General features: G+C 55.3%; 26 protein-coding genes. 10 read left to right on the forward strand and 16 right to left on the reverse strand.

The window, feature by feature from the left end; all coding sequences use genetic code 11:
- Positions 1-59 precede the first annotated feature (59 nt).
- Positions 60-1217, forward strand: a complete 1158-nt coding sequence (locus ACR0NW_RS20450; protein ID WP_480452143.1) for an adenylate/guanylate cyclase domain-containing protein — start codon at positions 60-62, stop codon at positions 1215-1217.
- On the opposite strand, the gene ACR0NW_RS20455 is transcribed toward ACR0NW_RS20450, so the two are convergent.
- Positions 1214-1804: a TetR/AcrR family transcriptional regulator gene (locus ACR0NW_RS20455; protein ID WP_480452142.1), complete on the reverse strand. Its 591-nt coding sequence runs from the start codon at positions 1802-1804 to the stop codon at positions 1214-1216. The two genes, ACR0NW_RS20450 and ACR0NW_RS20455, sit on opposite strands and share 4 nt — an antisense overlap.
- Positions 1805-1915: 111 nt before the next feature.
- Here ACR0NW_RS20455 and ACR0NW_RS20460 point away from each other — a divergent pair, with 111 nt between their 5' ends.
- The 3 genes from ACR0NW_RS20460 (at position 1916) to ACR0NW_RS20470 (ending at position 3999) form a co-directional block, all read left to right on the forward strand.
- Positions 1916-2242 (forward strand): hypothetical protein, encoded by a 327-nt coding sequence (locus tag ACR0NW_RS20460; protein ID WP_480452141.1) that lies wholly within the window; start codon positions 1916-1918, stop codon positions 2240-2242.
- Positions 2243-2340: 98 nt separating this feature from the next.
- Positions 2341-2982: an alpha/beta hydrolase gene (locus ACR0NW_RS20465; RefSeq protein ID WP_480452140.1), complete on the forward strand. Its 642-nt coding sequence runs from the start codon at positions 2341-2343 to the stop codon at positions 2980-2982.
- Positions 2983-3063: 81 nt separating this feature from the next.
- Complete coding sequence (locus ACR0NW_RS20470; protein WP_480452138.1) at positions 3064-3999, forward strand: SDR family NAD(P)-dependent oxidoreductase; 936 nt, start codon at positions 3064-3066, stop codon at positions 3997-3999.
- A 292-nt stretch (positions 4000-4291) separates the two neighbouring features.
- Here ACR0NW_RS20470 and ACR0NW_RS20475 read toward each other — a convergent pair whose 3' ends face one another.
- From ACR0NW_RS20475 to ACR0NW_RS20485, 3 genes are all read right to left on the reverse strand, one after another.
- On the reverse strand, positions 4292-5101 hold the full coding sequence (locus ACR0NW_RS20475; protein ID WP_480452137.1) for an SDR family NAD(P)-dependent oxidoreductase: 810 nt from the start codon (positions 5099-5101) through the stop codon (positions 4292-4294).
- Between the two features lie 74 nt (positions 5102-5175).
- The gene (locus tag ACR0NW_RS20480) at positions 5176-5478 is read right to left on the reverse strand and encodes a DUF1330 domain-containing protein (protein WP_480452135.1); all 303 of its coding nucleotides are present in this window, start codon (positions 5476-5478) and stop codon (positions 5176-5178) included.
- A gap of 37 nt (positions 5479-5515) precedes the next feature.
- Complete coding sequence (locus tag ACR0NW_RS20485) at positions 5516-6520, reverse strand: zinc-binding alcohol dehydrogenase family protein (protein WP_480452133.1); 1005 nt, start codon at positions 6518-6520, stop codon at positions 5516-5518.
- A 108-nt stretch (positions 6521-6628) separates the two neighbouring features.
- Here ACR0NW_RS20485 and ACR0NW_RS20490 point away from each other — a divergent pair, with 108 nt between their 5' ends.
- Entirely contained in the window at positions 6629-7516 is an 888-nt protein-coding gene (locus ACR0NW_RS20490; protein WP_480452132.1) for a LysR family transcriptional regulator, read from the forward strand.
- A gap of 210 nt (positions 7517-7726) precedes the next feature.
- Here ACR0NW_RS20490 and ACR0NW_RS20495 read toward each other — a convergent pair whose 3' ends face one another.
- Together ACR0NW_RS20495 and ACR0NW_RS20500 are read right to left on the reverse strand one after the other, a co-directional pair.
- Entirely contained in the window at positions 7727-8101 is a 375-nt protein-coding gene (locus ACR0NW_RS20495) for a DUF4345 family protein (RefSeq protein ID WP_480452130.1), read from the reverse strand.
- Positions 8102-8118: 17 nt separating this feature from the next.
- Complete coding sequence (locus ACR0NW_RS20500) at positions 8119-9042, reverse strand: SDR family NAD(P)-dependent oxidoreductase (protein WP_480452129.1); 924 nt, start codon at positions 9040-9042, stop codon at positions 8119-8121.
- Between the two features lie 143 nt (positions 9043-9185).
- Here ACR0NW_RS20500 and ACR0NW_RS20505 point away from each other — a divergent pair, with 143 nt between their 5' ends.
- Entirely contained in the window at positions 9186-10097 is a 912-nt protein-coding gene (locus tag ACR0NW_RS20505; protein WP_480452127.1) for a LysR family transcriptional regulator, read from the forward strand.
- A 57-nt stretch (positions 10098-10154) separates the two neighbouring features.
- Here ACR0NW_RS20505 and ACR0NW_RS20510 read toward each other — a convergent pair whose 3' ends face one another.
- Positions 10155-10457, reverse strand: coding sequence for a YciI family protein (locus tag ACR0NW_RS20510; protein ID WP_480452125.1), 303 nt, complete (start codon positions 10455-10457; stop codon positions 10155-10157).
- Between ACR0NW_RS20510 and ACR0NW_RS20515 the strand changes: the two genes are divergently transcribed.
- The gene (locus tag ACR0NW_RS20515) at positions 10447-11418 is read left to right on the forward strand and encodes a LysR family transcriptional regulator (RefSeq protein WP_480452124.1); all 972 of its coding nucleotides are present in this window, start codon (positions 10447-10449) and stop codon (positions 11416-11418) included. The genes ACR0NW_RS20510 and ACR0NW_RS20515 overlap by 11 nt on opposite strands.
- 24 nt (positions 11419-11442) lie before the next feature.
- Here ACR0NW_RS20515 and ACR0NW_RS20520 read toward each other — a convergent pair whose 3' ends face one another.
- From ACR0NW_RS20520 to ACR0NW_RS20530, 3 genes are all read right to left on the reverse strand, one after another.
- Positions 11443-12108 carry a glutathione S-transferase N-terminal domain-containing protein gene (locus tag ACR0NW_RS20520; protein ID WP_480452122.1) on the reverse strand — a complete coding sequence of 222 codons (666 nt, stop codon included), beginning with the start codon at positions 12106-12108 and terminating at the stop codon, positions 11443-11445.
- A gap of 19 nt (positions 12109-12127) precedes the next feature.
- Positions 12128-12589: a cupin domain-containing protein gene (locus tag ACR0NW_RS20525; RefSeq protein ID WP_480452121.1), complete on the reverse strand. Its 462-nt coding sequence runs from the start codon at positions 12587-12589 to the stop codon at positions 12128-12130.
- 70 nt (positions 12590-12659) lie between these two features.
- Complete coding sequence (locus tag ACR0NW_RS20530; protein WP_480452119.1) at positions 12660-13517, reverse strand: MBL fold metallo-hydrolase; 858 nt, start codon at positions 13515-13517, stop codon at positions 12660-12662.
- Positions 13518-13631: 114 nt separating this feature from the next.
- On the opposite strand from ACR0NW_RS20530, the gene ACR0NW_RS20535 reads away from it, so the two are divergent.
- The gene (locus tag ACR0NW_RS20535) at positions 13632-14510 is read left to right on the forward strand and encodes a LysR substrate-binding domain-containing protein (protein ID WP_480452118.1); all 879 of its coding nucleotides are present in this window, start codon (positions 13632-13634) and stop codon (positions 14508-14510) included.
- Positions 14511-14583: 73 nt separating this feature from the next.
- On the opposite strand, the gene ACR0NW_RS20540 is transcribed toward ACR0NW_RS20535, so the two are convergent.
- Together ACR0NW_RS20540 and ACR0NW_RS20545 are read right to left on the reverse strand one after the other, a co-directional pair.
- Complete coding sequence (locus ACR0NW_RS20540; protein ID WP_480452117.1) at positions 14584-16236, reverse strand: ABC transporter substrate-binding protein; 1653 nt, start codon at positions 16234-16236, stop codon at positions 14584-14586.
- Positions 16237-16282: 46 nt separating this feature from the next.
- Positions 16283-17320 carry an aromatic ring-hydroxylating oxygenase subunit alpha gene (locus ACR0NW_RS20545; protein WP_170653362.1) on the reverse strand — a complete coding sequence of 346 codons (1038 nt, stop codon included), beginning with the start codon at positions 17318-17320 and terminating at the stop codon, positions 16283-16285.
- A gap of 157 nt (positions 17321-17477) precedes the next feature.
- On the opposite strand from ACR0NW_RS20545, the gene ACR0NW_RS20550 reads away from it, so the two are divergent.
- Both ACR0NW_RS20550 and ACR0NW_RS20555 read left to right on the forward strand, forming a co-directional pair.
- Positions 17478-18608, forward strand: coding sequence for an aromatic ring-hydroxylating oxygenase subunit alpha (locus ACR0NW_RS20550; RefSeq protein ID WP_480452115.1), 1131 nt, complete (start codon positions 17478-17480; stop codon positions 18606-18608).
- A 46-nt stretch (positions 18609-18654) separates the two neighbouring features.
- Entirely contained in the window at positions 18655-19299 is a 645-nt protein-coding gene (locus tag ACR0NW_RS20555) for a GntR family transcriptional regulator (protein WP_480452114.1), read from the forward strand.
- 123 nt (positions 19300-19422) lie between these two features.
- Here the strand turns inward: ACR0NW_RS20555 and ACR0NW_RS20560 are convergent, their stop codons facing one another.
- The 4 genes from ACR0NW_RS20560 to ACR0NW_RS20575 form a co-directional block, all read right to left on the reverse strand.
- Complete coding sequence (locus ACR0NW_RS20560) at positions 19423-19539, reverse strand: FAD-binding protein (RefSeq protein ID WP_480452251.1); 117 nt, start codon at positions 19537-19539, stop codon at positions 19423-19425.
- Between the two features lie 136 nt (positions 19540-19675).
- Entirely contained in the window at positions 19676-21433 is a 1758-nt protein-coding gene (locus ACR0NW_RS20565) for an adenylate/guanylate cyclase domain-containing protein (protein WP_480452112.1), read from the reverse strand.
- Between the two features lie 247 nt (positions 21434-21680).
- The gene (locus tag ACR0NW_RS20570; RefSeq protein WP_480452110.1) at positions 21681-22274 is read right to left on the reverse strand and encodes a GNAT family N-acetyltransferase; all 594 of its coding nucleotides are present in this window, start codon (positions 22272-22274) and stop codon (positions 21681-21683) included.
- Between the two features lie 200 nt (positions 22275-22474).
- Complete coding sequence (locus ACR0NW_RS20575) at positions 22475-22966, reverse strand: DUF2938 domain-containing protein (RefSeq protein WP_480452108.1); 492 nt, start codon at positions 22964-22966, stop codon at positions 22475-22477.
- Positions 22967-22986 lie beyond the last annotated feature (20 nt).

Below are 22986 nucleotides of genomic sequence, written 5' to 3' on the forward strand. Positions count from 1 at the left end.
TTCATTCTGATCAATCAATATATAGAATGTAGGCAAGCCCAATATTCTGCGAGATACCCGTGCCCGAGATCGATCAACTGAACCAATGGCTGATTTCCGAGGGAAGGCTGCTTGGCGATGAAGTCGAAATCGTCAGGGGCTATTGCGAAGGCTTGGTTCGACTGGGCGTGCCGCTGGCGCGCGCACGGATCGCGCAAAACTATTCCAACCCTCTTCTGAGTGCCTGGGGCATAATCTGGACCCCAGAAGAAACCCAACGCTACGTCGTTCCCACGACGGTTTTGTCAACAAGCGCATGGCATGGGAGCCCATTCGAGTTTGTAGTCACTCAACGTCGCCCGTTGCGCAAGCGGCTGATCAGCCTCGACCTAGAGGCTGAACATCCAGTCTATACAGAGCTTGCCGACACAGGAGCCACCGATTTTCTGGCTATTCCCCTGGAGCATGGCAACGGTTCAGTGCAAGGCACCAGCTTCACCACAGATGCAGACAGCGGATTTTCTGACGAGCACATTCGATACATCGAAGACACGCGCTATGCGCTTGCGGCGGCCCTGGAACCCATTGCCATGCGCAACTCGCAAAAGAGCCTTCTGCAGACCTATCTCGGTCACGGTCCTGCCGAAGAAATCGGGCAAGGTCATATTAAGCGCAGAGAGCACAGAACAGTCTCTGCCGCGATCCTGTTCGCAGACCTCCGGGGCTTTACCGAAAAAGCAGAGGCCTGGCCCGAGACCCAATTGCTGGACATGATGGGAGACTATTTCGAGATGGTTGTCTCTCCCATTCAGCAGATGGGGGGTGATGTCCTCAAATTTATGGGTGACGGCATTCTTGCCGTGTTCAATGTCGAGGACAGTGCCGAAAAATCCTGCAAGTCCGCTGTCGAGGCTGCGAAGATGTCATTGGCCAATCTACAAGATTACAACGAAGCCGGGATGCGCGAGGACCGGGAGCCTATTGAATTCGTAATCGGCATAGACTTTGGCCAGGTGACTTTCGGCAATATCGGCAGTCCCGACCGATTGGATTTCACAGTTGTTGGTCAAGCCGTAAACGTGGCCAGCCGCGTTCAGGGTCTTTGCAAAGAACTGGACGAAAAAATTCTAATGACAGCAAATGTCGCACGACATACGGGTGACGCGGCCCAATCTGTCGGCTTCCGCTCTATTCGAGGACTGCCACAGGATATAGAGGTTTTCACCACAGCGAACTAAGGTCCCACCTTGTAATGCGATAGAAACATCGCGACGCAGTCCTGCATGATACCGTCTGTTTTCTGCTTCTCGCCCAGCAAGAATTCCGGCCAGAAAAAGAAATTCTTCACCAGGGCGAGTAGCTGACCAGTGGCAAAGGCGGGATCGGCTTTTCGCAGAGCACCGGCCTCCATCGCGCCAGCTATGAGCTGCGTTATCGGGTAGTCGTGCGTGGCAGTTTCGGCAAAGAAGGCGCGTGAGCGGTCCAGGTCACGCAAGAACTCAGAAATCACCATACGGTTGAGCCCCATGACTTCGGGCTCGGTGATGACCATCACGTAGTGTTCCAAAGCTTCAAGCAGTTGTTCTTCCAAGCCGCGCGCTGGATCGTAGGCGACAGGTTTCATCGCCTCGTTGCGCGCAATCATGATCTGGGTGATCGCGTTGAACAGCGCCTCTTTCGTCGCGAAGTGATTGTAGAGCGTGCGACTCGAGACACCGGCCCGTTTGGCGATTTGCGTAGTCTTGGCGGCGAGAAATCCGTTCTCCCGGAATTCTTCAATTGCCGCCTCGATAATATTTTGTCGTTTCTTTTCAGTCAGCTTCACGCCACTTCACCTCGCTTGGCGAAAAAATGTAAAAAATTCTATTTACATTCTGTCCGCTTTTCCTAAATGTAAACTCACAAGTTTACAATACAACCCCAAAAGGATGTTCGGATGATCAAGCTCACAAGACGCCGTCTTATTCAATTCACTTCTTCCGCTTCCGTGCTGTCCTTCGCAGGCTGGGGCGCAAAGGCAGATCAGACATCTCGATCATCGATAGAGTTGAACTCGAACATGAACGCTATTGCAGCCGGAAAAAACGACATCACCTTCAAATCCATGGGCCTGAAGTTGGCTGCCAACCTCTATACACCCGAAGGCTTTGACCCCGAAGGCAGCTACCCAGCGGTTGTCATGTCTTCGGCCTTTAACCAAGTGAAAGAACAGACCATGGCCATCTATGGCCCGCGCCTGGCGGTGCTGGGATATGTGCTATAGGCTTTGACCATATCGGCTATGGCGAAAGCGAAGGCGAAATTCGCAATAACGAGAATTCGTGGATCAAGATTGAAAGCATCCGCGACGCAATAAGTTTCATGGGCACACTGCCCTTCGTGGATCGCAACAACCTGTTTGGCCTCGGCGTCTGCGCCTCTGGTGGTTACATGGCGCTGGTTGCAACCACCGACAAACGGCTCAAGGCCATCGCCTCCGTATCCGGCATGCTGGGCAATCAGATGAGCTATTTTGGTGCAATGGACCGCGAAACAGTGACCGGCCTGATCTCAGCACAAAATGCCGGTCGTCAGAAAGCCTATGAAACCGGAGTGATCGATTATGTGGATGCGCTGAACATGGCTGCGGCCAAGATCGCCCCCGAGGGCACGGCTATGCGCGAAGGCTATGACTACTACATGACCGAACGTGCGGGAGCGATGACCTATCCGACCTACAGCAACATGTCGCCATCCTTCATGCTGGAGGCACCGATGCTGGCGGATGCAATGAGCTATGCGCCTTATCTCTACACGCCCTTCATCGGCATCTATGGAGAGAAAGCGATGGTCGACACAGCCCCGCTGACGATTGCCTTTCACGAAAAGGCTTCCGAGCCCAAGGAACTGGTCGAGATCCCCGGCGCCTCGCACGTCTCGCTCTATGACATCCCCGAGGATGTCGACCGTGCCGTCGCGGCCATGGACGGGTTCTTCAGGAAACACGGCGGAGCCGACGCCTAAGACTGCCGACATCACCACTCGCTGTTCAGGATCGCCTCGGTTGAACGATCCAACTCGACATAATCAAGTAGGAGACCTCTCATGTCCTTCGATAGAAATTCCACCACCAGCGATGTTCTGCAGGGCATCGATCTGACCGGAAAAACCGCACTTGTGACCGGTGGCTCAACCGGGTTGGGGGCCGAAACGGCCCGTGCGTTGGCAAGCTGCGGCGCGTCAGTGACCATCGTAGCACGGTCTCCGGAAAAACTAGCCAAGGTCGCAGAGACCATTAAAGCGGAAACCGGTCAGGACGTGGAAACCGCGACGTTGGAACTGGACAAGCCCGACACCATCCGTGCCTTTGCCGAAAACTGGCTGGCAGCACATGACACGCTCGACATCCTGGTCAACAACGCAGGCATCATGGCAACCCCTCTGACGCGTACCGCCGAAGGCTGGGAAAGCCAGTTCGCCACTAACCACCTGGGGCATTTCCTGCTGACCAATCTGCTGGCCAAGCCAATCAAGGCCGCGGGCGCGGCACGAGTCGTCAACCTGTCTTCAGCGGGACATTGGTATTCGACCGTTGATCTGGACGATCCGAATTATCTGAACCGCGACTATGAACCGATGCAGGCTTATGGGCAGTCAAAGACTGCAAACATCTGGTTTACGCTCGAACTTGCCCGCCGTTGGGCTGACCATGGCATCACCAGCTTTGCCGTGCACCCCGGTGGCATCCAGACCGAACTGGGCCGCAATCTGGACCCCGCCCTGTTGGAACGGTTTGAGCAAATGATCAGGGACTACCCTGATCTTTGGAAAACCATCCCCCAAGGCGCCGCGACGTCTTGTTGGGCTGCGACATCCCCCGACCTGAACAGCAAAACCGGCCTCTATCTGGAAGACTGTCACGTCGCCGAACCGGGTGGCAAAGACCTTATGGAAGGCGGTCATGTCCCACACGCTTACGATGCGGACGGTGCACAAGAACTCTGGACTCTGTCGAACACATTGCTGCGAACCAATTTCTGACGGCTTAGGGAAATGCAATGCCGCTCGAAACCTCGGGCGGCATTACATTCCGTTCACCGCATCCCCACAAATATGCGTTCAGATTAGACAGTTGGACGATCGCAGCGGCACATAAAACAAACTTCTTAGGCTCGCTTGATCCCTCACAAAGAATGCCTCAATCGGCCACTCGAACTTCATTGCATAACAAAGCAAGAATTCGATCTGCTATTCGAGTTTGATTAGAAAACCATGCAGAGATCAGAGATTGGCAAAATGTTCGGTCAAGAAAGAGAAACCATTGCGATCACACTCATCGCACCCTCGTTTCATATTCACCGACATGAGACGCAATCACGTCGACTACACTGCTTACTCTCGATCGATCGGAAGCGCCGTGATGGGGAGCCGCAAACTTCCCCGTGTCATTATCAAAATATCGCCCTGACCCGTTGGCGAATTCCGAAGACAGCGCGGCCCTGATCAATATGTCCGCGCCGATATCAATGTCATTGCCCGCAACACCAAATCCTTCCTTCACCATATTTGTGGCCAGCAAAGAGCCGGGATTGACAGCGATCGAGACCGGGCCCAACGGAAGTTCTTGGGCGAAGGCCTGGCTCCACATAGTTATGGCCAGTTTGCTTTGTGCGTAAGCCTCCATCGCCTCAAGTGTTCGTTGACCGTTCATTGCAGCGAGATCTACCGTCGCCTGTGCGGCTGAGGACAGATGAATAACACGCCCATCTTTGGGTAGGATCGGCAGCAGCATCCGGGTTAGCAGAGCAGGCGCGAATGTGTTGACAACAAACCGGACGTCCAGCCCATCGGGCGTCATGGGAGTTGGCGTTCTGAGCACGCCGGCATTGTTGATGAGCACGTCCAGATGCTTATGCGCCGCAAGCACCGAATGCGCGAGGCGCTGAACGTCCTCCAGATTGGACAGATCCGCGAGAAAAGCATCCACCTCCGTGCCCTGCGCCTTCAGATCATCCGACACCGCGTTCAGTTTATCGGTGTTGCGGCCGTGGATCAGCAGGTGGTGACCCTGTTGGGCAAGCGCCTGCGCCGTGGCGCGACCTATTCCGTCGGTCGCTCCGGTGATGAGAATGGTTTTAGGCATCATGGTTTCCTCAACTGAACTGCGGCAGGTCACGACGCGAAAAGGGCCGTCTAGATGGCGACAGCCCGATTGCATCAGGCAAGGTCATCCTTACCTTCTATCAGATAATGATTGCTGACCGATCCGTTTGTCCGGGCAGCAAGGTGGGGGGCGTAGGCTTCATCCTGCATGAAGGCCAATGCTGCCTCTTTCGATGGCCACTCAATGATGATCCGAAGCGCCGCGGACTGGGAGTCGCCTTCGACCTGTTCATGATTGGCTGTGCGGGCAATGTAGCGCCCGCCATGTGCTGCGACCCGTTCATTGGCAGTCGGCAGGTAGCCGGGAATCCAGTCTTCGTTTGTCGGCGTCACGTCCAGAACCGAATAGTAAGTCATTGCATATATTCCTTGATTTCAGGGTTGTGCGAAAGAATTAGAAGCCAGGCAAAACCTGCTTGCCGATGACCCGGCCGCTTTCCTGCCGCAGATGAGCTTCGGTCAGTGTTTCGACCGTAAGTTCGCTGGCGCGCTCCGTGACGGTCGAGATCAGGTCTCCTGCATCCAGCATGGCAGAGACCCTGTTCAGCAATTCACGCTGAACCTCGATGTCCTTTGTGCCGAACATCGAGCGTGTGAACATGAACTCCCAAGAGATCGTCAGCGCCTTGGGCTTGGCAGGTGCAATGTCAAAATTCTCAGGATCGTCGATCAGGGCCACATGGCCGCGCGGCGCAATCAGTTCGATGATCGCGGGCCAGTGCTGATCGGTTGCAGTCAAGGCCGCCACATAGTCCGGCTCTAGCCCAAGCGCGCGCGTCTGGGCCACCAGATCTCCACGGTGATTGATCACGTGATCAGCCCCCATCTTGCGCACCCAGTCCTCGGTCTCGGGGCGGGAAGCAGTTGCAATCACGGTCAACTTGGTCAGCTTTTTCGCCAACTGGATCAGGATCGAACCGACCCCGCCTGCGCCGCCGATAACCAGCAAGCTTTTGCCCGCTCCGCCGCCTTCGGTCAGGCGGAAACTGTCGAACAGCATTTCCCAAGCGGTGATCGATGTCAGGGGCATCCCCGCCGCTTCTACAAAATCCAGAGAAGCGGGTTTGCGCCCGACGATGCGTTCATCCACCGCCTGCAATTCTGCGTTGGAACCGGGGCGGGTCACGTCCCCGGCATAGAATACTTCATCGCCGATTTTGTAGCCGGCGACTTCGGGCCCGACCTCTACCACCACGCCCGCCGCGTCAAAACCCAGAATGCCCGGGCCGTTTTCGGGGGCCCGGATGGCGCGCAGTTTCACATCTACCGGGTTCAGGGAAAGCCCCTTTACCTGCACCAACAGGTCGCGCGGTCCGGGCTGCGGATTGTCCGCATCAAAAAGGCGCAGCGCACCCGCACCGTCCACTGGCCCAGTCCGGTCGTATCCGATCGCTTTCATCTCTTGCCGTGCTCCTTGGTATTTCGCTTGGAAGGCAATTTATTCATTGCTATTTCCATAAAAACTGCCAATTTTTGATTTCAGAATTCGGGATTTCAGGACAATCGAATGGACACGCAGTCGATCCGCCTATTCGTCCGCGCGGCGGAGCAATTGAACATTTCAGGCGCCGGACGCAGCCTCGGCCTCGCCCCTGCAATTGCCAGCGCCCGTTTGGCCAAACTGGAGCATGAACTGGGTGTCGAACTGCTGCATCGCACAACCCGCAAGGTGTCGCTCAGCCAAGAAGGAGAGGCCTTCCTGCCCTACGCGCGTGAAATCCTTGCCCAGGCCGACGCCGGGTGCGCGGCACTTGGGCTGGGTGCAGCTGAGCCCACCGGAACCTTGCGCTTTGCCGCGCCCAGCAGTTTTGCACAGTTGCACATCATGCCGTTGCTGCCCGAGTTTCAAACGCTTCACCCCGGCATCATTTTGGATTTACGTCTTTCTGATACCCGCTTTGATCTGATCGAAGGCAGCTTTGACCTCGCCCTGCGTAGCGCCCCCTTGCAGGATAGCAGCCTGAAGGGGCGAAAACTGGCAGACGATACCCGTGTCCTTTGCGCGTCCCCCACCTATCTAGAGGCACGGGGCACACCCCAGAAACCTGAAGACCTGAGCCATCATGACTTTCTTGCCTGGTCGGATCTGGCCCCTCGGGATCTTATTGATAGGGATGGTACACTGTTTACCCTTGATCCCGAGGAAATGCATTGCCGAGCGATTTTTGATGACGGCGCCTCTCAGCGCGTCGCCACTATGGCCGGCGCAGGCATTTCCATTAATTCGCTCTGGAATATCGCGCATGAGATCGCCTCAGGGCGGCTGGTTCACATTCTGCCCGATTGGCAGCTGAACGACCGGTCCGTTCTATGGCTAATCTACCCACGTTCAAACGTTCTGACGCCAAAAGTGCGTTGCTTTATGGATTTCCTGATCAAGCGGCTTGGGTCCTGACAAGCTGCGGCCCGCAGCGTAGGGTATCGCGCATCATTTTGGCTGGACCGATGTGGACATAACGGCGATCGATCAATAGTGGACCTGAGTGGCCTCCATCTCTTGAAACGGTCTCTGCTGATCTTAGCAGCTTTCGTCATTTCAGCGCAGTAGCCGACACCCGGCAAAGAGACTATGCGCTCTGCCGGGTGGTTCTGTTTTGAATGCGGGTCACGCCGTCGGGTTCTGATAGGCCACCAGCAGGACCGCGATGATCACCAACTCGACGACCAATGGTGGAATGACTGCCTTGTCGAACCCGTCGATCAGAATGCCAACAACGCGCCCGAAGGCTACGACGCCCATCAGGATTGCAACGGCCACAAAGCCCAGCGTCTGTCCGGTGATCAGGCCGATCACCAACAGCGCGACAGAAGATAGGAACAATCCACCGATTACCGAGCGGATGGTGCTGAGCCCGGCTGTTCCCACCGGTTCGATGCCAAAGTTGGCGACCATGCGGCGTGGCGCGAACATCGACATGATTCCGAGGCCCGTCAGCATGAGGGTGACAAGGATGACGAGGGCGTTCAACGTGGTTTCCATTTCAAATCTCCTTTGACTCAAGCGAACTGGCGCAGGGCCTGGTTGGCATTTTCCTGAGTGGTGATGTCCGACAGGGCCTCATCAATGCTGGCCTGATCCACGACCGGCCCTGTGGGATATCCTGTTTGACTGGCATAGAAGTGGCCGGTCTTGAATTCGGGGTTGAGCAACCCGTCAAGATACCGCTTCGCACCGGTTTCAACGCTGTGCATCATGCCGAACATCGGCATCAGTACACCGCCAACATGCTTGAAGAAGATGCGCTTCATGAGCGGAAGATCGTCAAAACCCGCAGTGCCAGCGGTGCCGCCGGGGCTCATGGTGACAAAGCGAATATGCGGGTGTTGACGCGCCATCGCGCCCATCCAGAGGGTCGCGGTGAGCTTGGCATAGCCGTAGGTCTTCATCGGATCGCCCTCGGGGCCGAACTTGCTGCCATCGGCGATTGACCTGAACTCGTCCACGGTTCCTTCGGACAGGTCGGGGCGTTCCATACCCATCTTTGGAATTCCGCGAGCGGCCTCGGACCCGGCATATAGGACAGTGGATGTCACCAACTGGCGTTCCAACAGCTCATCCACAAGCACCACATGGCCCAATACATTGGTGGCGAAGATGTTGGTTACGCCGTCATCAGTGAGGCTGTTAGGTTGCCGCCCGCCGGTACCGCCCGCATTCAGAATGACAGCATCAATCGGGGTGGTGAGTTCTGCCACAGCCGCACGAACCGTGGCTGGGTCGGTGACATCCATCAAGACATTCTCAAATATCTTACGTCCGGTGTCGCTTTCCAGCGCCGCTCTGGCGGCCTCGGCTTTGGTTCGGTTGCGGCAGGCCAGATAGATTTTGTCGATGCCTTTCTGCAGCGCAAGCTGTCGCGCGGCCTCGCGGCCCAGTCCGGCATTGGCGCCGGTGATGAGCACAGATTGAATCGGTTTCATGTTGCGTTTCCTTTGCCATTTTCCCAGGGCCCGGATCGGGGTCCTTTCTGTCGTTCGGAAATAAGGTGTTTGGAAATCGCCGTGTATATGGGTAAAACTGGACACCGCGTGTCAAATATGAACCAGCTTACTGAGGTCTGCCGATGCTGCAGGAAAGCCATGCCTTCAACTGGGACGATCTGAAAGTCTTTCTGGCGGTGGCCCGCACCGGCACGATCCGGGGCGGCGCCGAGAGTATCCTGATCAACCACACCACGCTGACACGACGCCTGTCCCTGATGGAGGAACGACTGGGTAGCCGCTTGTTTGACCGCTCGAAACAGGGGCTCGCCTTGACCCAATTGGGCGAGGACTTGCTTCCTTATGCCGAACGGGTCGAAGAAGAAATGACTGCCGCCTCTCGTGTAATCATCGGACGCGACGCGCAGCCGTCCGGCACCGTCTATCTGACCTTGCCCCACGGGTTGGCAATGACATCGATCATGGATGATCTGGCGGCCTTTGCAGATCTCTACCCGGACATCATCCTCAACATGAACTTCACCAATGACGTGGCCGACCTGACGCGGCGCGAGGCGGATGTGTCCCTACGTGTGGCCCACGAGGTGAGCGACGACGTGGTCGGGCGAAAGCTGGTTCAGATGTCACAAGCCGCCTATTGCAGCAAGGATTATGCCGCACGTATCCGCGACAACGGGGGCGAAGGGCTTAACCTGATCGGCTGGCACGAGCCCGAAGGCGATGTGACCGCGAAATGGGTGAAGGACAGCTGCTATCCGAAAGCACAGTTAAAACATCGCGTCTCTGAGCTGGTGCCGTTGATCACCCTCGCGGCGTCCGGTCTCGGCATGGCCTATCTGGCCTGCAATATCGGCGACCGGCACCCCGATTTGATCCGTGCTCCCTTTCAGAAGCCGCTTCCCTATCGCTGCCTCTGGCTGCTTTTGCACCGTGATCTTCGCAATACAGCCCGGGTGCGCCTGTTCGTGGACTTTCTTGCGGACAGGGTTACCGCCCGCAAAAACGAGTTTTGGGTAAAGGGGACCGAGAGCTAACCCGGTAGGTCGACTCAAAGAGCTTATTGACACGATCATGTCGAGCTCCAGCAAGCCTCAATCAGGGATCATCCCACGGCCGTTCCGATAGACCTGTTTCCAGGGCAGAATGGAAAAGGACGCCCTGAGACCCGTCGGCCAAAAAGGATCGCGATGGATCAGTTTCACCACCTCGCTTTGATCCTCTGCATCGACAATCCAAAGACCGTCTCGCCCACCCTTCTCTGTATCCGTCAGCGGCCCAGCGGCTTCTACCGTCGCGGCGTTGGCTTCGAGAAAAGCGATATGCTCTTTCATGTGCGCCGCCCGAATGCCGGGATCGGCATCTGCGGCATCTTCAAACAAGACAATGAACTTCATTGAGGACGCTCACTTTGCTGTGCCGGGCCACTATGGCAGAGCAAAGTTGCTGTTTGGCAAAGCCATTTTGCCAGTCTACTCTGCAAAAATGCAGGATCATGATTGGGATGACTTCAAGTATCTGCTCGCGCTGCACAGAACAGGCACGCTGTCAGGCGCGGCACAGCGGTGCGGCGTGAATGAAACGACGGTCGCGCGGCGATTGAAACGGCTGCAACAGGCGCTGGGAACAACGCTGTTTGTCCGAAGTGAAACGGGTCGGCACCAATTGGCGGAAGCAGCTCATCAGATACTTGATCACGCTGAAGCCATGGAACGCAAAAACATGGCATTGCGTGAGCGACTGGACCAGAGTTCGGGTCGCATCGGAGGGACGGTCAGGATCAGCGCCGTTCCCGTAATCATCAATCATATTCTATTGCCTCACCTGCGAAAGCTGGGCGACAAGCATCCGCACCTGACCGTCGAACTGGTTCCTGAAGCACGAAACATAGACCTGACAAAACGAGAAGCCGATCTGGCCATCCGTTTCTCCCGCCCCGAACAGGGCGGTTTGGCGACAAAGGCCCAAAAACTCGGCGGACTTGAGTTTGATGTGTTTTGCGGATCACAGCTGGCACCGGAACAGCAGGATAGTGCTGACTGGATTTGCTACGATGATGCCTCAGCAATTCTTCCGCAGGCGAGATGGACAGAAGAGCTTCGAAAGCAGCACAAACTCCGCCCATGCGGTTTCCGGGTTTCAGATGTCAATACCGCTCTGGAGGCGGCGGCGAGGGGCTATGGGAAAGCTGTCCTGCCAAAACTCGTTTGCGAGGATGACAAACGGTTTCGTTGTATCGGTGCAGAGTCATCGAAGTCATCCATGGCGCGGGATGTATGGCTGCTATCGCATTCAGATGACGTGCGTTTGTCAGTAGCCACAGTCAAATCCTGGTTGGCCGAGTTGTCCTGGACCTGACCACCGCGCGATAGCGATGCCATGTCATACATCGACGGTAACCGTCAGATCTGCATAAGGGGCCTCCACAGGCGTGAACGGCGCTATACCGGCGCGGGTCATCAATTCATGAAATGGCGCTGAAATCTGTTCCGGAAAATCGAGTTCCGCCACCATGGTAAGGCTTCGTAGGTCCGACAGCGCAGCCAGTGTGTCGAAACTGAAATTGCCGGTCAGAAAGGGAGTGACTCTGGGAAGCGCAACTTCAACCTCAGCAACAAGCTGCGGAGTTTTCGCGAGTGCGTCCGCAAATGCCATTCCGATCCGCTCTGGCATTGCTCTTTCAAAGAACGCGCGGGCCTCGGACGATGCCAGTTCAGGAACATTCAAGTGCGGCATGCGCGGATAGCACAGGGCGTTTAGCGGTGTGGCAATCGCCTTGCGCCATTCCTCCAATTCAGGGCCGGTGCCATAAGAGGGCAATAACGGACTGCCGATTGCGCCGATATAACGAATGATCTCTGTGCTGCCCTGGATCAGAGTCTCGCCATCCACCAAAATCGGAACGGTCAACTTTTCGATCCGGCCGTCAATCTCGGGTGGAATCTGCCCCGGCTCCATATAGACGAGTTCGGGCGACAGATCTTTTAGGCCGGCCATTATCCGAGCTCGCACACAGAACGGGCAGGTTTCAAAGATATAGAGTTTCATTGTAGCCACACCATCGCCTTTACAGGTAGACAACGCCAAAACGGTCTTCGATCAGCTTGAGGTCCCGTTTTCCGGTTTCATTCTGGCGAGACGTTTCGGCCATGAAATCCTCGGCCCAATCGCCGGGGAAGATATAGCTGATGATCTTGGCCGTCGTACTGCCCACGTTTTTCATGTAGTGGGAGACGCCGCGCGGGCATTGTATGCTGGCGCCGGGCCCGACCCTGAAAACCTCATCACCAATTTTGACCTCAAGATCACCTTCGATGATGTGGAAGGTCTGGTCTTCCCATTTGTGGTAGTGATCCGGGATACAGCTGCCGGGCGCAATTTCACCCGCACCGAAAACATATTCTGACTGCGTGTCCTCTTTACCGGCAGTGACCGAGGTGTATTCGTTTTCGGCCATGAAATACTTGCGGCCTTCATGCCAGCCGCTGATGACCGTCTTCTTGCCAGTGGTTTCGGTTTTCTTGGACATGTCATCCTCCGTTTTCGGGTCATTTGAGAGCAAAAGCACCGGGCAGTGAGCCTGCCCGGTGCTGTTCAGGTCAGTGGCCGTGCCAGATCGAATAGGCCATGCGCTCTACATGGGCAGGCAGGTTCTGGTCATACATGAACCAGTGGCTGAACTCGGGCAGCTCGACCGTTTCCTTCAATTCCTCGACTGTCTTGCCTGCAGCAAGACCTTCCGACACGGCTTTGAACAGCGCCTCGTTGAAAGCCAAATCCTCGGCCAGTTGCTCCGGCGACGACATCGGCATGTGTCCTGACACCACCGTGTCAAAATCCAGTTCGGCCGTCACGCGACGCAGGGTGTTCAGCGAGCCTACGTAGTCATGCGTGTTCAGGCGGCCGGGAAGGTTCACGAAACCCTGAAGGTGCCAATCGACCGCCATAAGTACCTTGTCTTCTGGCATGTAGATGGCGCTGTTGCACTGACCATCGTTCGAGCCGTAGTAGCGCATTTCGACGATCTTGCCGCCAAGCTCGATCCGGTATTCGTCTCCTTCATAGGTTACATCAGGCTGCACAACCTGGTCTTCAAGATCACGGCCCAGCAACTCCGTGCACCCCTCGTGCGTGATAAATTTGGCGCCTTCGTCCTTGAAGATTTGTCCCCCGCGGGAATGGTCGAAATGGGGATGAGAGTAGAGCACCTTGACCACAGGTTGATCCGTCAGCTTTGCAATTTCGGCGCGCATTGTTGCGGCACGAAATTCCTGATTGGGGTCCACAACGATTACGCCGTCATCGGTGATCACGATCAGGCTTGAATAATGCGCCATGTGGAACTGATAGACACCGTCTTTCAGCTCGGTCATGACCGGCTTCATATCGTCTTCTGCGGCGACCGAGGCGTTCGCAAAGGCGGTTGCGGCCGCAAGGGCGGTGAGAATGCGTTTCATGGCAAGGGCCTCCTATTGTCTGGGAGGCAATATATATTTTACTTCAGCAGGCATAATTAGATCGTTATGCAACACAGAACTTACTAAAGGTATCGAATGGATAAGCTCAGGAAGATGGCTATTTTCGCCCGCGTGGTTGAACTGGGCAGCTTCGCATCCGCTGCCGCCGACCAAAACGTTACACCCGCCATTGTAGGTCGCCATGTGGCCGATCTTGAAGCAATGCTGGGTCTGCGGCTGATCAACCGCACCACCCGGTCGATGGAGGTAACAGATGCCGGTCAACGCTACTATCACGGGTGCAAAACCATGCTGGACCATATGGCGGAACTGGAACAGGAAGTCGCGGATAGAAATGGCGTCGGCCCTTCGGGCATTGTCCGCGTAGCAGCGCCCGAAGGCATGGGAACTCCACTGATGGATGCCGTAGAAAGCTTCCAGAAGCTCTATCCGGACGTGTTGTTCGATCTGGTGATCGAGAATGATCAGACTGACTTTGTTAGTACAAACGTCGATCTTGCGATCCGGCTGGCAATATCGCTTGAAGATAGTTCCCTGATTGTCACGAAGCTGGCCGGCACCCGGCTGAGTTTGTTTGCTGCCCCATCCTATCTTGAGAGTAACGGTGTGCCGACCACCGTTCAGGAGCTCGACAACCATGCCTGTCTTGTATTCGGCGGCTCACGCTTTGGAGACAGCTGGCCGCTGTTAACAAAGACTGGCCTGCGCAAATTGCGGCAACCCTGGCGCATGGTGATAAACCAGACCCACATCTACCGAGAAGCGCTGATCCGAGGAATGGGGATCGGGCTAATGCCGGAGATCATGGCTTTGGATCTGGTTGAGACCCAACAACTGTCTCCAATTTATCTTGATGACAGATTTCCAGACGTCGGCATTTTCGGCGTTTACCCAGATAAGGCGTTCCAACCAAACCGCGTCCGTTTGTTTCTCGAACATTTGCGAAAAACGCTTTCAGGAAAGGAAGCGTGAAGCGGTGGATTTCAACCAATCAGGCCTGAACGGCATGAACACAGCCCTGTCAGACGGGTTCATGCCTTGTGTCTCAGCCTGAATAACCCAGCCGATACGGGAATATCTGCGACGCCGGATGCATGTCTGCACCCACAACGTCAGGCTTGTGATGGCGATAGAGGCTACGCCAGTAGGGTTGGATCGTAACGCCTTCTTCCTGCATGATCTCTTGCAGGCGCTTGGACACTTCGCGACGCTTGTCGGCATCGGCGATGGCAAGCGCCTGATCCAGCAGGCTGTCGAATTCGGCGTTGTTGAAACCGGATTCGTTCCAGGACGCCCCACCGCGATAGGCGATATTGAGTACCTGCACACCCAGCGGGCGGTGGTTCCAGTTGGTTGTCGAGAACGGGTACTTGTTCCAGTCGTTCCAGAATGCCGCAGACGGCACCACGCTGCGATTGACCTTGATCCCCGCATCCCGGAGTTGCGCAGCCGTGGCGTCTGCCGTGTCTTTCATCCAGCCGGTATCGATCGAAACCAGCTCATGTTCAAAGTCGGCCATTCCGGCCTCGTCAAGAAGACGCAGGGCTTCCTCGGGGTTTCTCTCGACTTCCGGCAGCTTTGCATATTCCGGATGAACCGGTGACACGTGATGGTTTTCGCCGGTTGTACCCAAGCCGGAATACCCCAGTTCCAAAACGGTATTGTTGTCGACAGCCAGTGCCAGCGCCCGCCTGACGCGCATGTCGGAATATGGTTTGTTCCCTTCCACCTCGGCCAGTTGCTGAGGCCGCAGCACGACGGTCTGGCCAGTGACGACCTCGGATCTGGTCCAGCCGATATCATCAAGGACCGTGATGAAATCACCGGTGGATTCAAAAAGCATGTCCACTTCATCACTTTCAACGGCCGCCACGGATGTCACCATGTCGGTGCCGAAATCCAGAAACTCGACCCGGTCAAGGTAGGGACCACCGTAGATATCGGTACCCCACCAAGCAAAATCCGGTATCCGCTCGATCGCCAGCTTCGAGCCCACCGCGTGATCAACCAACCGGTACGGCCCAGTGCCGATCGCTGTTGACAGATCGCTGGGGTCAAAGGACGGGTGTGCAATTGCGGCGGCATAGTCGGCCATCGAAGGGATCAGGGTGATGTCCGAAATGCGTGGACGCAGAACAATTGTGCTGTCGTCCTTTACCGTGATCGCACCCTCGGCCGCTTTTTCCGTGTCAGGATCAATCAAAGACGTCACACGGTTCGGCATCCCGTTGCCTTCATCGGATTTGTCGCACCATCCTTCGATTGCGCCCGCAACCTGTTCGACTGTCAGGTCTTCGCCATTGGCCCATTTGACACCTTTGCGCAGGTGCAGCACGTACTCTGTTGCGTCTTCGTTCACCTCCCAGCTTTCCAGAAGCATGGGGCGGAACGTACCGTCCGCCTGATACTCGACAAGGCTTTCAAAACAACCGGTTGTAAGATTGCCCATTTCCACCGTGTCATACATGCGCGGCGCGCGCAGTTCACGCACCGGCATTGCAATGCGCAGTGTGCCACCCTGTTTGGCAGAGGTTTGGGCCTGCGCGGGCGATGGCATTCCGATCAACGCATAGGCAGCACCGGCGGAGGCGCCAAGCGCCGTGGCCCGGGAAAGGAATTCACGTCGGCTCATCTCGCCGTTTCTGCATTCTGAAGCCCATTGATCTGCAGCCGGATGGGCAGTTCTGTCGGTGTTCATCTTTTAGCTCCTGTTGGGAAAGTCGCTGTTTTGTTGTTGCCGTTGACTAGGCGAGCGCTTTGTCTGCAGTACGCTCCTGATCAATCAGCACTTCCAGTTGGCGGCGAAACCGCAGCTGTCCGCCGTCTATGGGCAGATCGATATGAGGGCTGGTTTTATTGGCCATGCCCTTCTGAACTTCGTTCAGGACTTCACGGTCCTCTTCGAAGGCGTGTTTGACGTCGTCGCTCATCATTTGCGACAGGCCCTCGTCATCAGGCCGGATGTTGCGCATCTGAAACCAATAGTACCGAGTGCGGCCTTCGGTTTCGGGGGTCATGAAATTGTAGCTGTTCATGACAAACGTCTTGTCATGCAGAGGCCCCTCCTCACCTCCGGTGCCAGCCGGGGTGAACACCGCACGGATCAGCGCGTGACAGGGATAGCGGACCTCGTAATGCTGCAGGCGATCGCAGTTGCCGTCGAATTCCACGATCTTTTTGTAGAACGGGGCGGGTTCCACATCCATCATCCAGCGCCAGACCGTGATACCGTCATCCCGCTTGGTAATGCGCAGCGGCGTATCCTCGGTCGCGGCCTGCCCGAACGAGGACTGGTGAACCCAGGCCACATGGGTCGGGTCCAGCAGATTATCTGTGACAAACAGATAGTTACAGTCTATCTCCAGCGCCTTGCCCCGGTTCATCCCCCAGTCAGGTTTGCCAAATTCCGGAATCTCAAAAATCTCGGACGCATCCGCCAGTGCCGGATTTCCCATCCAGATCCAGACAAGGCCATACCGCTCTTCCACCGGATAGGCGTGAACCTTGGCGTTTGACGGAATCCCCCCCTTGCCCGGAGCGCGCACGCATTGGCCGGTGCAGTTGAAGGTCAGCCCATGATAGCCGCATTCCACATTGTCGCCCTTTCGGCGCCCCTTGCTGAGCGGCAGCTTGCGGTGCGGACAGGCGTCTTCCAGCGCGGCTATGCGCCCCTGCCCGTCGCGATACATGCAGACTTTTTGGTTCAATAGAACGATCTGCTGAAGCTCATCAGTGATCTCATCGCTCCACGCGGCGACATACCATGCATTTTTCAGGAACATCTTTCAGTCTTGGTCCTTTTCAGAGTCACGCACACAAACATGACGGCCTATCCGGTCCAGTCCGCGTCTTGGGTGTGCAAAGATTCGGACTAGTCACAGCAACCAGTATTCTCTATCTGTGATCACAGTTTGATTCTTCTGTCAAAGGATTTTTGCGATGCTGGATGGGAAAGCAGATCAGGTGAACGCTCTTCGCGAGCGTCTGGGAGAACTCGGAAATCTCGCGCCGGAAGACGGTTATGCGATGCCCGCGGAATTCTATACGTCGCCGGATTTTCTTGAGCTGGAGACGAACGAAGTCCTGCGGCGTGAATGGATGTGCGTCGGTCACGTTGGAGAAATCCCAAACCCCGGCGACTATTTCACCACCGATTTCGCTGAGGAGTTGCTGATCGTTACCCGCGATATGGATGGACAGGTACGCGTTCTGTCCAATGTTTGCCGCCATCGGGGCAACCGTGTTGCCGAAGGCGCTGGTAACACGCGTAAATTCATCTGCCGTTATCATACCTGGAGCTATGACACGACCGGAGCCCTGGTCGCCGCCCCCTTGATGAAGGGGCAAACCAAATTCGACAAGAAAGGCTGCGGTCTGCCGGAATTTGCCAGCGAAATCTGGAAGGGTTGGATTTTTGTCAATCTCGACGGAAACGCGACACCTTTGGCGCCGCGCCTCGAGGGATTGGGCGAAATAGTCAGGAACTATCACCCCGAGGATCGCTTTCTGGTTTTCATGGAAGAAGACAGCTGGGCCTGTAACTGGAAGGCCCTGTTTGAAAACTTCATGGAAGGGTATCACCTAAGCGCGACGCACCTGCACACCTTGCATCCGATCACGCCGACCAAGTTGTGCAAAAAGATGAAAAGCGGTGACGGCTGGACGGGCTATCACGCCTATTACGATCCGGACTACCCACCGCGCGGGCCGTTCCACCCCGACATGACCGAGGAAGAGCGAACCAATTCTCCAATGTACGGTGTGTTTCCGAACCTGGTGGTTGGTATGGCGACCAACTTTACCTTGTTCATGTGCCTGCGCCCTGCGGGGCCGGATCGCGTTAAAATCCGCTGGGGTGTTACCGGGCTGGAGAATGATCCGAAATCGGACAAGGTTCGGGACTACGTATCGCTCTGCCGGTCATTCAACGCCGAAGACAAAGAAAAGCTGGAGGCATTGCAGCAGGCGTTGAAAACCCGCACCTATCAGGGCGGCCCCCTGGCCCCGGATGATTTTGAAGGCACGATCCGCGACTTCATCGGTTATATGTCGCGCCAGATCGGGGTGTAGAACTCGTCGCATTGCAAGGGCTGATTTGACAGGTAATCTTCCCGTCATGCTTTTGACGGTTCCAGATCAGCCCACGCAGGCCGAAGAGCTTTATGGTCAGCTCAAATACAAGCTGATGACTGGTGCCTATCTACCGGGCCAGAAACTGTCGATCCGCAAACTCGCCGAAGAAGTGGGCGCCGGCATGTCACCAGTGCGCGAGGCACTGAAGCGTCTGGCGTCCGAGCGTGTTCTGAGCAGCCTTGTAAAGCGGTCCTATATCGTCCCGGTGCTGGACCGGAAGCGTGCCGCCGATCTGTTCAACCTCCGCGCTCTGCTGGAGTCGGAAGCAGCCGTTCAAGCGCTTGAAAACATCACACCCAAGGATATTGCAGCGCTCAACGCCACGATTCCGCTGATGAAGGCCGCAATTGCGGATCGGGATCACACCCAATACATGGTCGAAAATCACCAGTTCCATTTTCTGATCTACAAACTGTGCGGCAACCCCGACATGATCGCGGTGATCGAGCAGCTTTGGATGCAAACAGGCCCGTCTTTACGCAATGGCCTTGAAGGTGAACACGCAACCGACTCCTGGAGCGATGAGCACGAAGCGCTGATTCAGGCCATGACGGATCAAAACAAAGCGGCCCTGAAATCTTGCTTGCTGAGAGATATTCGGTGGGAGTGGCTGGACCGCAGGAGTTGACCTGGAGAAAACTGGCTATTCGCGGGTCAATCAGTTGAATTCGTTTAGATTTGATCTGGCCGACCCCAGTTTTTCCAATGGGATTGGGGGATTTCTTTTCGAACTTGAGATGTGCGAGGCAAATCATCCTTTTTTAATGACTATGACCTCAGCAAATTGGTCTGCGAGTACAGCTGCGGTCATCAGACCGGCCATACCTGCTCCAATTACAATAACTCGTTGCCGTTTTCGGCCACCCATCACTGCGTCTTTCACTTTCGTTCGAAACGAAGACTAGCATATTCTGGATTTTCTTCAGGGGCCGCCGTTTTCCCTCAAAAGTCGAGCGCACGATGCAATCTTCTGATCTCGGTAAACAAAATACAATACTGCGGCACTACTCTGGTAGACCGGCCTTTAGCATAGCATCCGCCCAGAAATTGCGCAGGGCGTCAGTCTTGTAGACGGTGTTACCGGTATAGGTTTGCACTGAAAATTGCGGGTCGATTGAAAGAACTGCGTTTACTGCATTCTTAGCATTCTCAGTGTCATCAAAATCAGCGTGGATCACTGCCAAACGGACTTGGCACAACAAGGTTCCAGGCAGGCGGGTTTCCAAGTGCCTATAAACTGTTCTTGCCTGCTCCAGCTGACCTAAGCCGCGATTGGCATCCCCCAAATGGCTGAAATACCAGTCCGGGCTGTAGGGAGACAGCCGAATGGCCTTTCGCATGCTATTCAGGCTTTCTTCAAATTCACCACAACTATTGTACGCAATTGCCAGCATCGCGTGAGAAAGCGAGACACTGGGTTGCCGTTCGATAGCTTCTTTGCAGAAAGCTTTGGCTTCATCAAAACGAGATTGGTTTGTGAAAATATACCCTTGTAGCGCATAGACATCAGCTGAGACATCGTTTCTCTTTAACAACGTGTTGCAAATTGACTGGGCCTCATCAGTTGACGCCTTCGGGTCTTGATGAAACCCAAGGCGGGCACCGCTTTGCAATGCCCAGCCGAGGCCCGTTTTGAATGACGAGTTCTCAGGGTCAAGTTCGATTGCTTGCCGGTAAAGTTGAAGCGCGGCGAGGTTCCCTTCTTTTGTAAACTTGTACTGTTCACTGATGCCACGCATCATCAAGTCCCACGCCTCAAAGTTAGGCGCTTGTTCAGCCCAAAGCCTGAGCTCTTGTCCGTGTGTAAGGTTGACCGCCAATGAAACGGAAATTTCGCGTGTGATTTCATCTTGAACTGCAAAAATATCTTCAATCTGACGATCATACCGGTCGGCCCATAAATGCGAGCCGGTTTGACATTCGATAAGCTGCCCGGTGATGCGAACCTGCTGCCCCGCCTTTCGGACACTCCCCTCAAGAACGAAACGAACACCTAATTCTCGTCCGACCTGTCTTACATCGACAGACCTTCCTTTGTAGGCAAATGTCGAATTTCGCGCCATCACGATGAGGCCATTGATATGCGACAAGGCAGTGATGATGTCTTCGGTAATTCCGTCCGCGAAGTATTCCTGCTCTGGGTCGCCCGACATGTTTTGAAATGGCAAGACTGCGATTGACGGTTGGTCCGGCAACTCCAACGGCTCACCGGTTAGAACTTCGTAGAACTCAGGCGACAGGCGCGCCGGGTCGAGATCGATGCTGTAGGCGCCAATCCGATGTTCGATATTTTTTAGATCTTGCTCACCCAGATCCCTGAAACTACCGGAGACCTTTCCTTTGATCTGACGGTATACATCCTCGGAAATGCAAACGCCTCCGGGTTCTGCGATTGCTTCCAATCTTGCGGCCACGTTGACACCTTCCCCAAAAACATCTGAACCTTCGCAAATCACATCTCCCAGATGAATACCGATCCGCAATTGAATGCGTTGCTCGCGGGGAACGTCAGGCTCTCGGTCCGGCATAGCCCGTTGAATGGCAACAGCGCAGTCCGCCGCGTCGACAACACTGGCGAATTCGGCCAACAGACCATCGCCCATCAACTTGACAATTCGCCCTCCGGAATCGCGTATTTGGGGTTGAACCAATTCAGAAAGCAAACGGTTTAGACGCAGAATCGTGTTTTCTTCATCACGCCCCATGAGGCGTGAAAAGCCAACGACATCGGCTGCCAAGATCGCCGCAAGTTTCCGCTTCACTGTCAGCCCTCCGCGAAAGTTACGTTAGAGGCAATGACCCTCAAGGTCTACATTCGTGCCCCCTTGAACGTTTGTTGTTCCATCGCGAATTAAAAGCCACTTTGGGCAGACGGCCCGGCAGCGCGCGACGTACGACCGTGTCGCGGATAATGCGGACAAACGGGTTGCTATTCGAATGACTCTTGGTCTGGCCGCTTCAATCGACCTCACTAAATTACCTCTTAACGTTGCCGGTTCTAAACCACGTTCAGGACAGCTCTTTTTCCATCAAGAGCCACTTATTGGCATTCGTTTCCCATCCCTTCCGAACCACAGGTTCAGTTGCAGTTTTGATGTAGCCGCGTCTCTCGTAAAATTTAATAGCAGAATGATTGCTGTCTATGACGACCAGGCTGATCCCCGATTTTCCGGCGGCCCTTCCCAGCTCTTCAGCGATATTCATCAGGCTGGAACCAAACCCGCGACCTGAGTGCTCTGGATAGGTCGCGATACCGTGTAAATACCATGTCCCTTTGGCTTTCGAGAACAATCTCATAAGGGGTTGTATCATTTCATCTATGCCGGGAACGTGTGGGTTTGGCGTCTCCGCCATGGGATAGGAAATCAGCATCGCACCCAACTTATCTTCAATTTCCGCGACGATTGTGTTTCCCTCATGGATGAATGCGCATTGTGCCCGGCGCCCAAAGTCGTCTGCCGTTTCGTCTTCTTCTGCCAACCTTTGCCAAAGTCGTTCAACGAACCCCGGCACTGTGTATTTGGCGAGAAGTATAACTTGCTCCAGGTCGCGTTCCGTCGCTTTTCTGAAGGGCACTTCAAGTAGATTTTCCAGATCGACCATTAGTGAAACCTCAAGGGCTGGTACCGAATGACAGAGTACCAGATATGTATCGCGATGTCCGCTTTGAGCTCATTGCGGGTTTCAGTGGCAGCCCAGCGACTTTGGGAAAATTCTTCTCGCTCCGACCGGGTCACGCAACAAAGCAGTCATAAGCGCCGCGTGGTGCTTTTGTCTGCTTTCTGTGTACTCTTCGCGAAATGTTAAAACAAATTGGATATACAGTTTGCCGCGACCCAAAGCCCAATTCCGAAGCTGAAATGTGCAAAGACGCTCTTGAGCCGCGCAGCTCGAGGGTCGGGCGTCAACCGTGCCGCCAGCCCCGCTCCCATGCCCGGCTGAAGGATCAGAAAAGGCGCGAGCACTGTTAGTATTCCAAACACAATCGCAGGCAGCAGACTCGGCGCTTCAAGCCAGCCCCGACCAACCACGGCCAGAAAACCCAGCGCGAACACGACTCCCGTTAGGTAATGTGCGCTCCAGCCCAACAAACGCTCCGCCGGAACAGGGTCGCTGGCCGTGATGTGCCTGTGAACAATCTGCCCCTTCGCGGCATGGCCGATCCAACGGCCCACCATCGCGTAGTTGAGCGATTGCTGAGAGAAGATCAGCTTTTGGAAAAGGGCGACCATATCCATGAAGGCTGTCGCGCCGATGCCGATCAAAACCGCGCTGAAGAAGATTTCTGTTGTCATGGAGGTATCGACCTTAATTT

The organism is Ruegeria sp. CF5 (genome assembly GCF_056537325.1).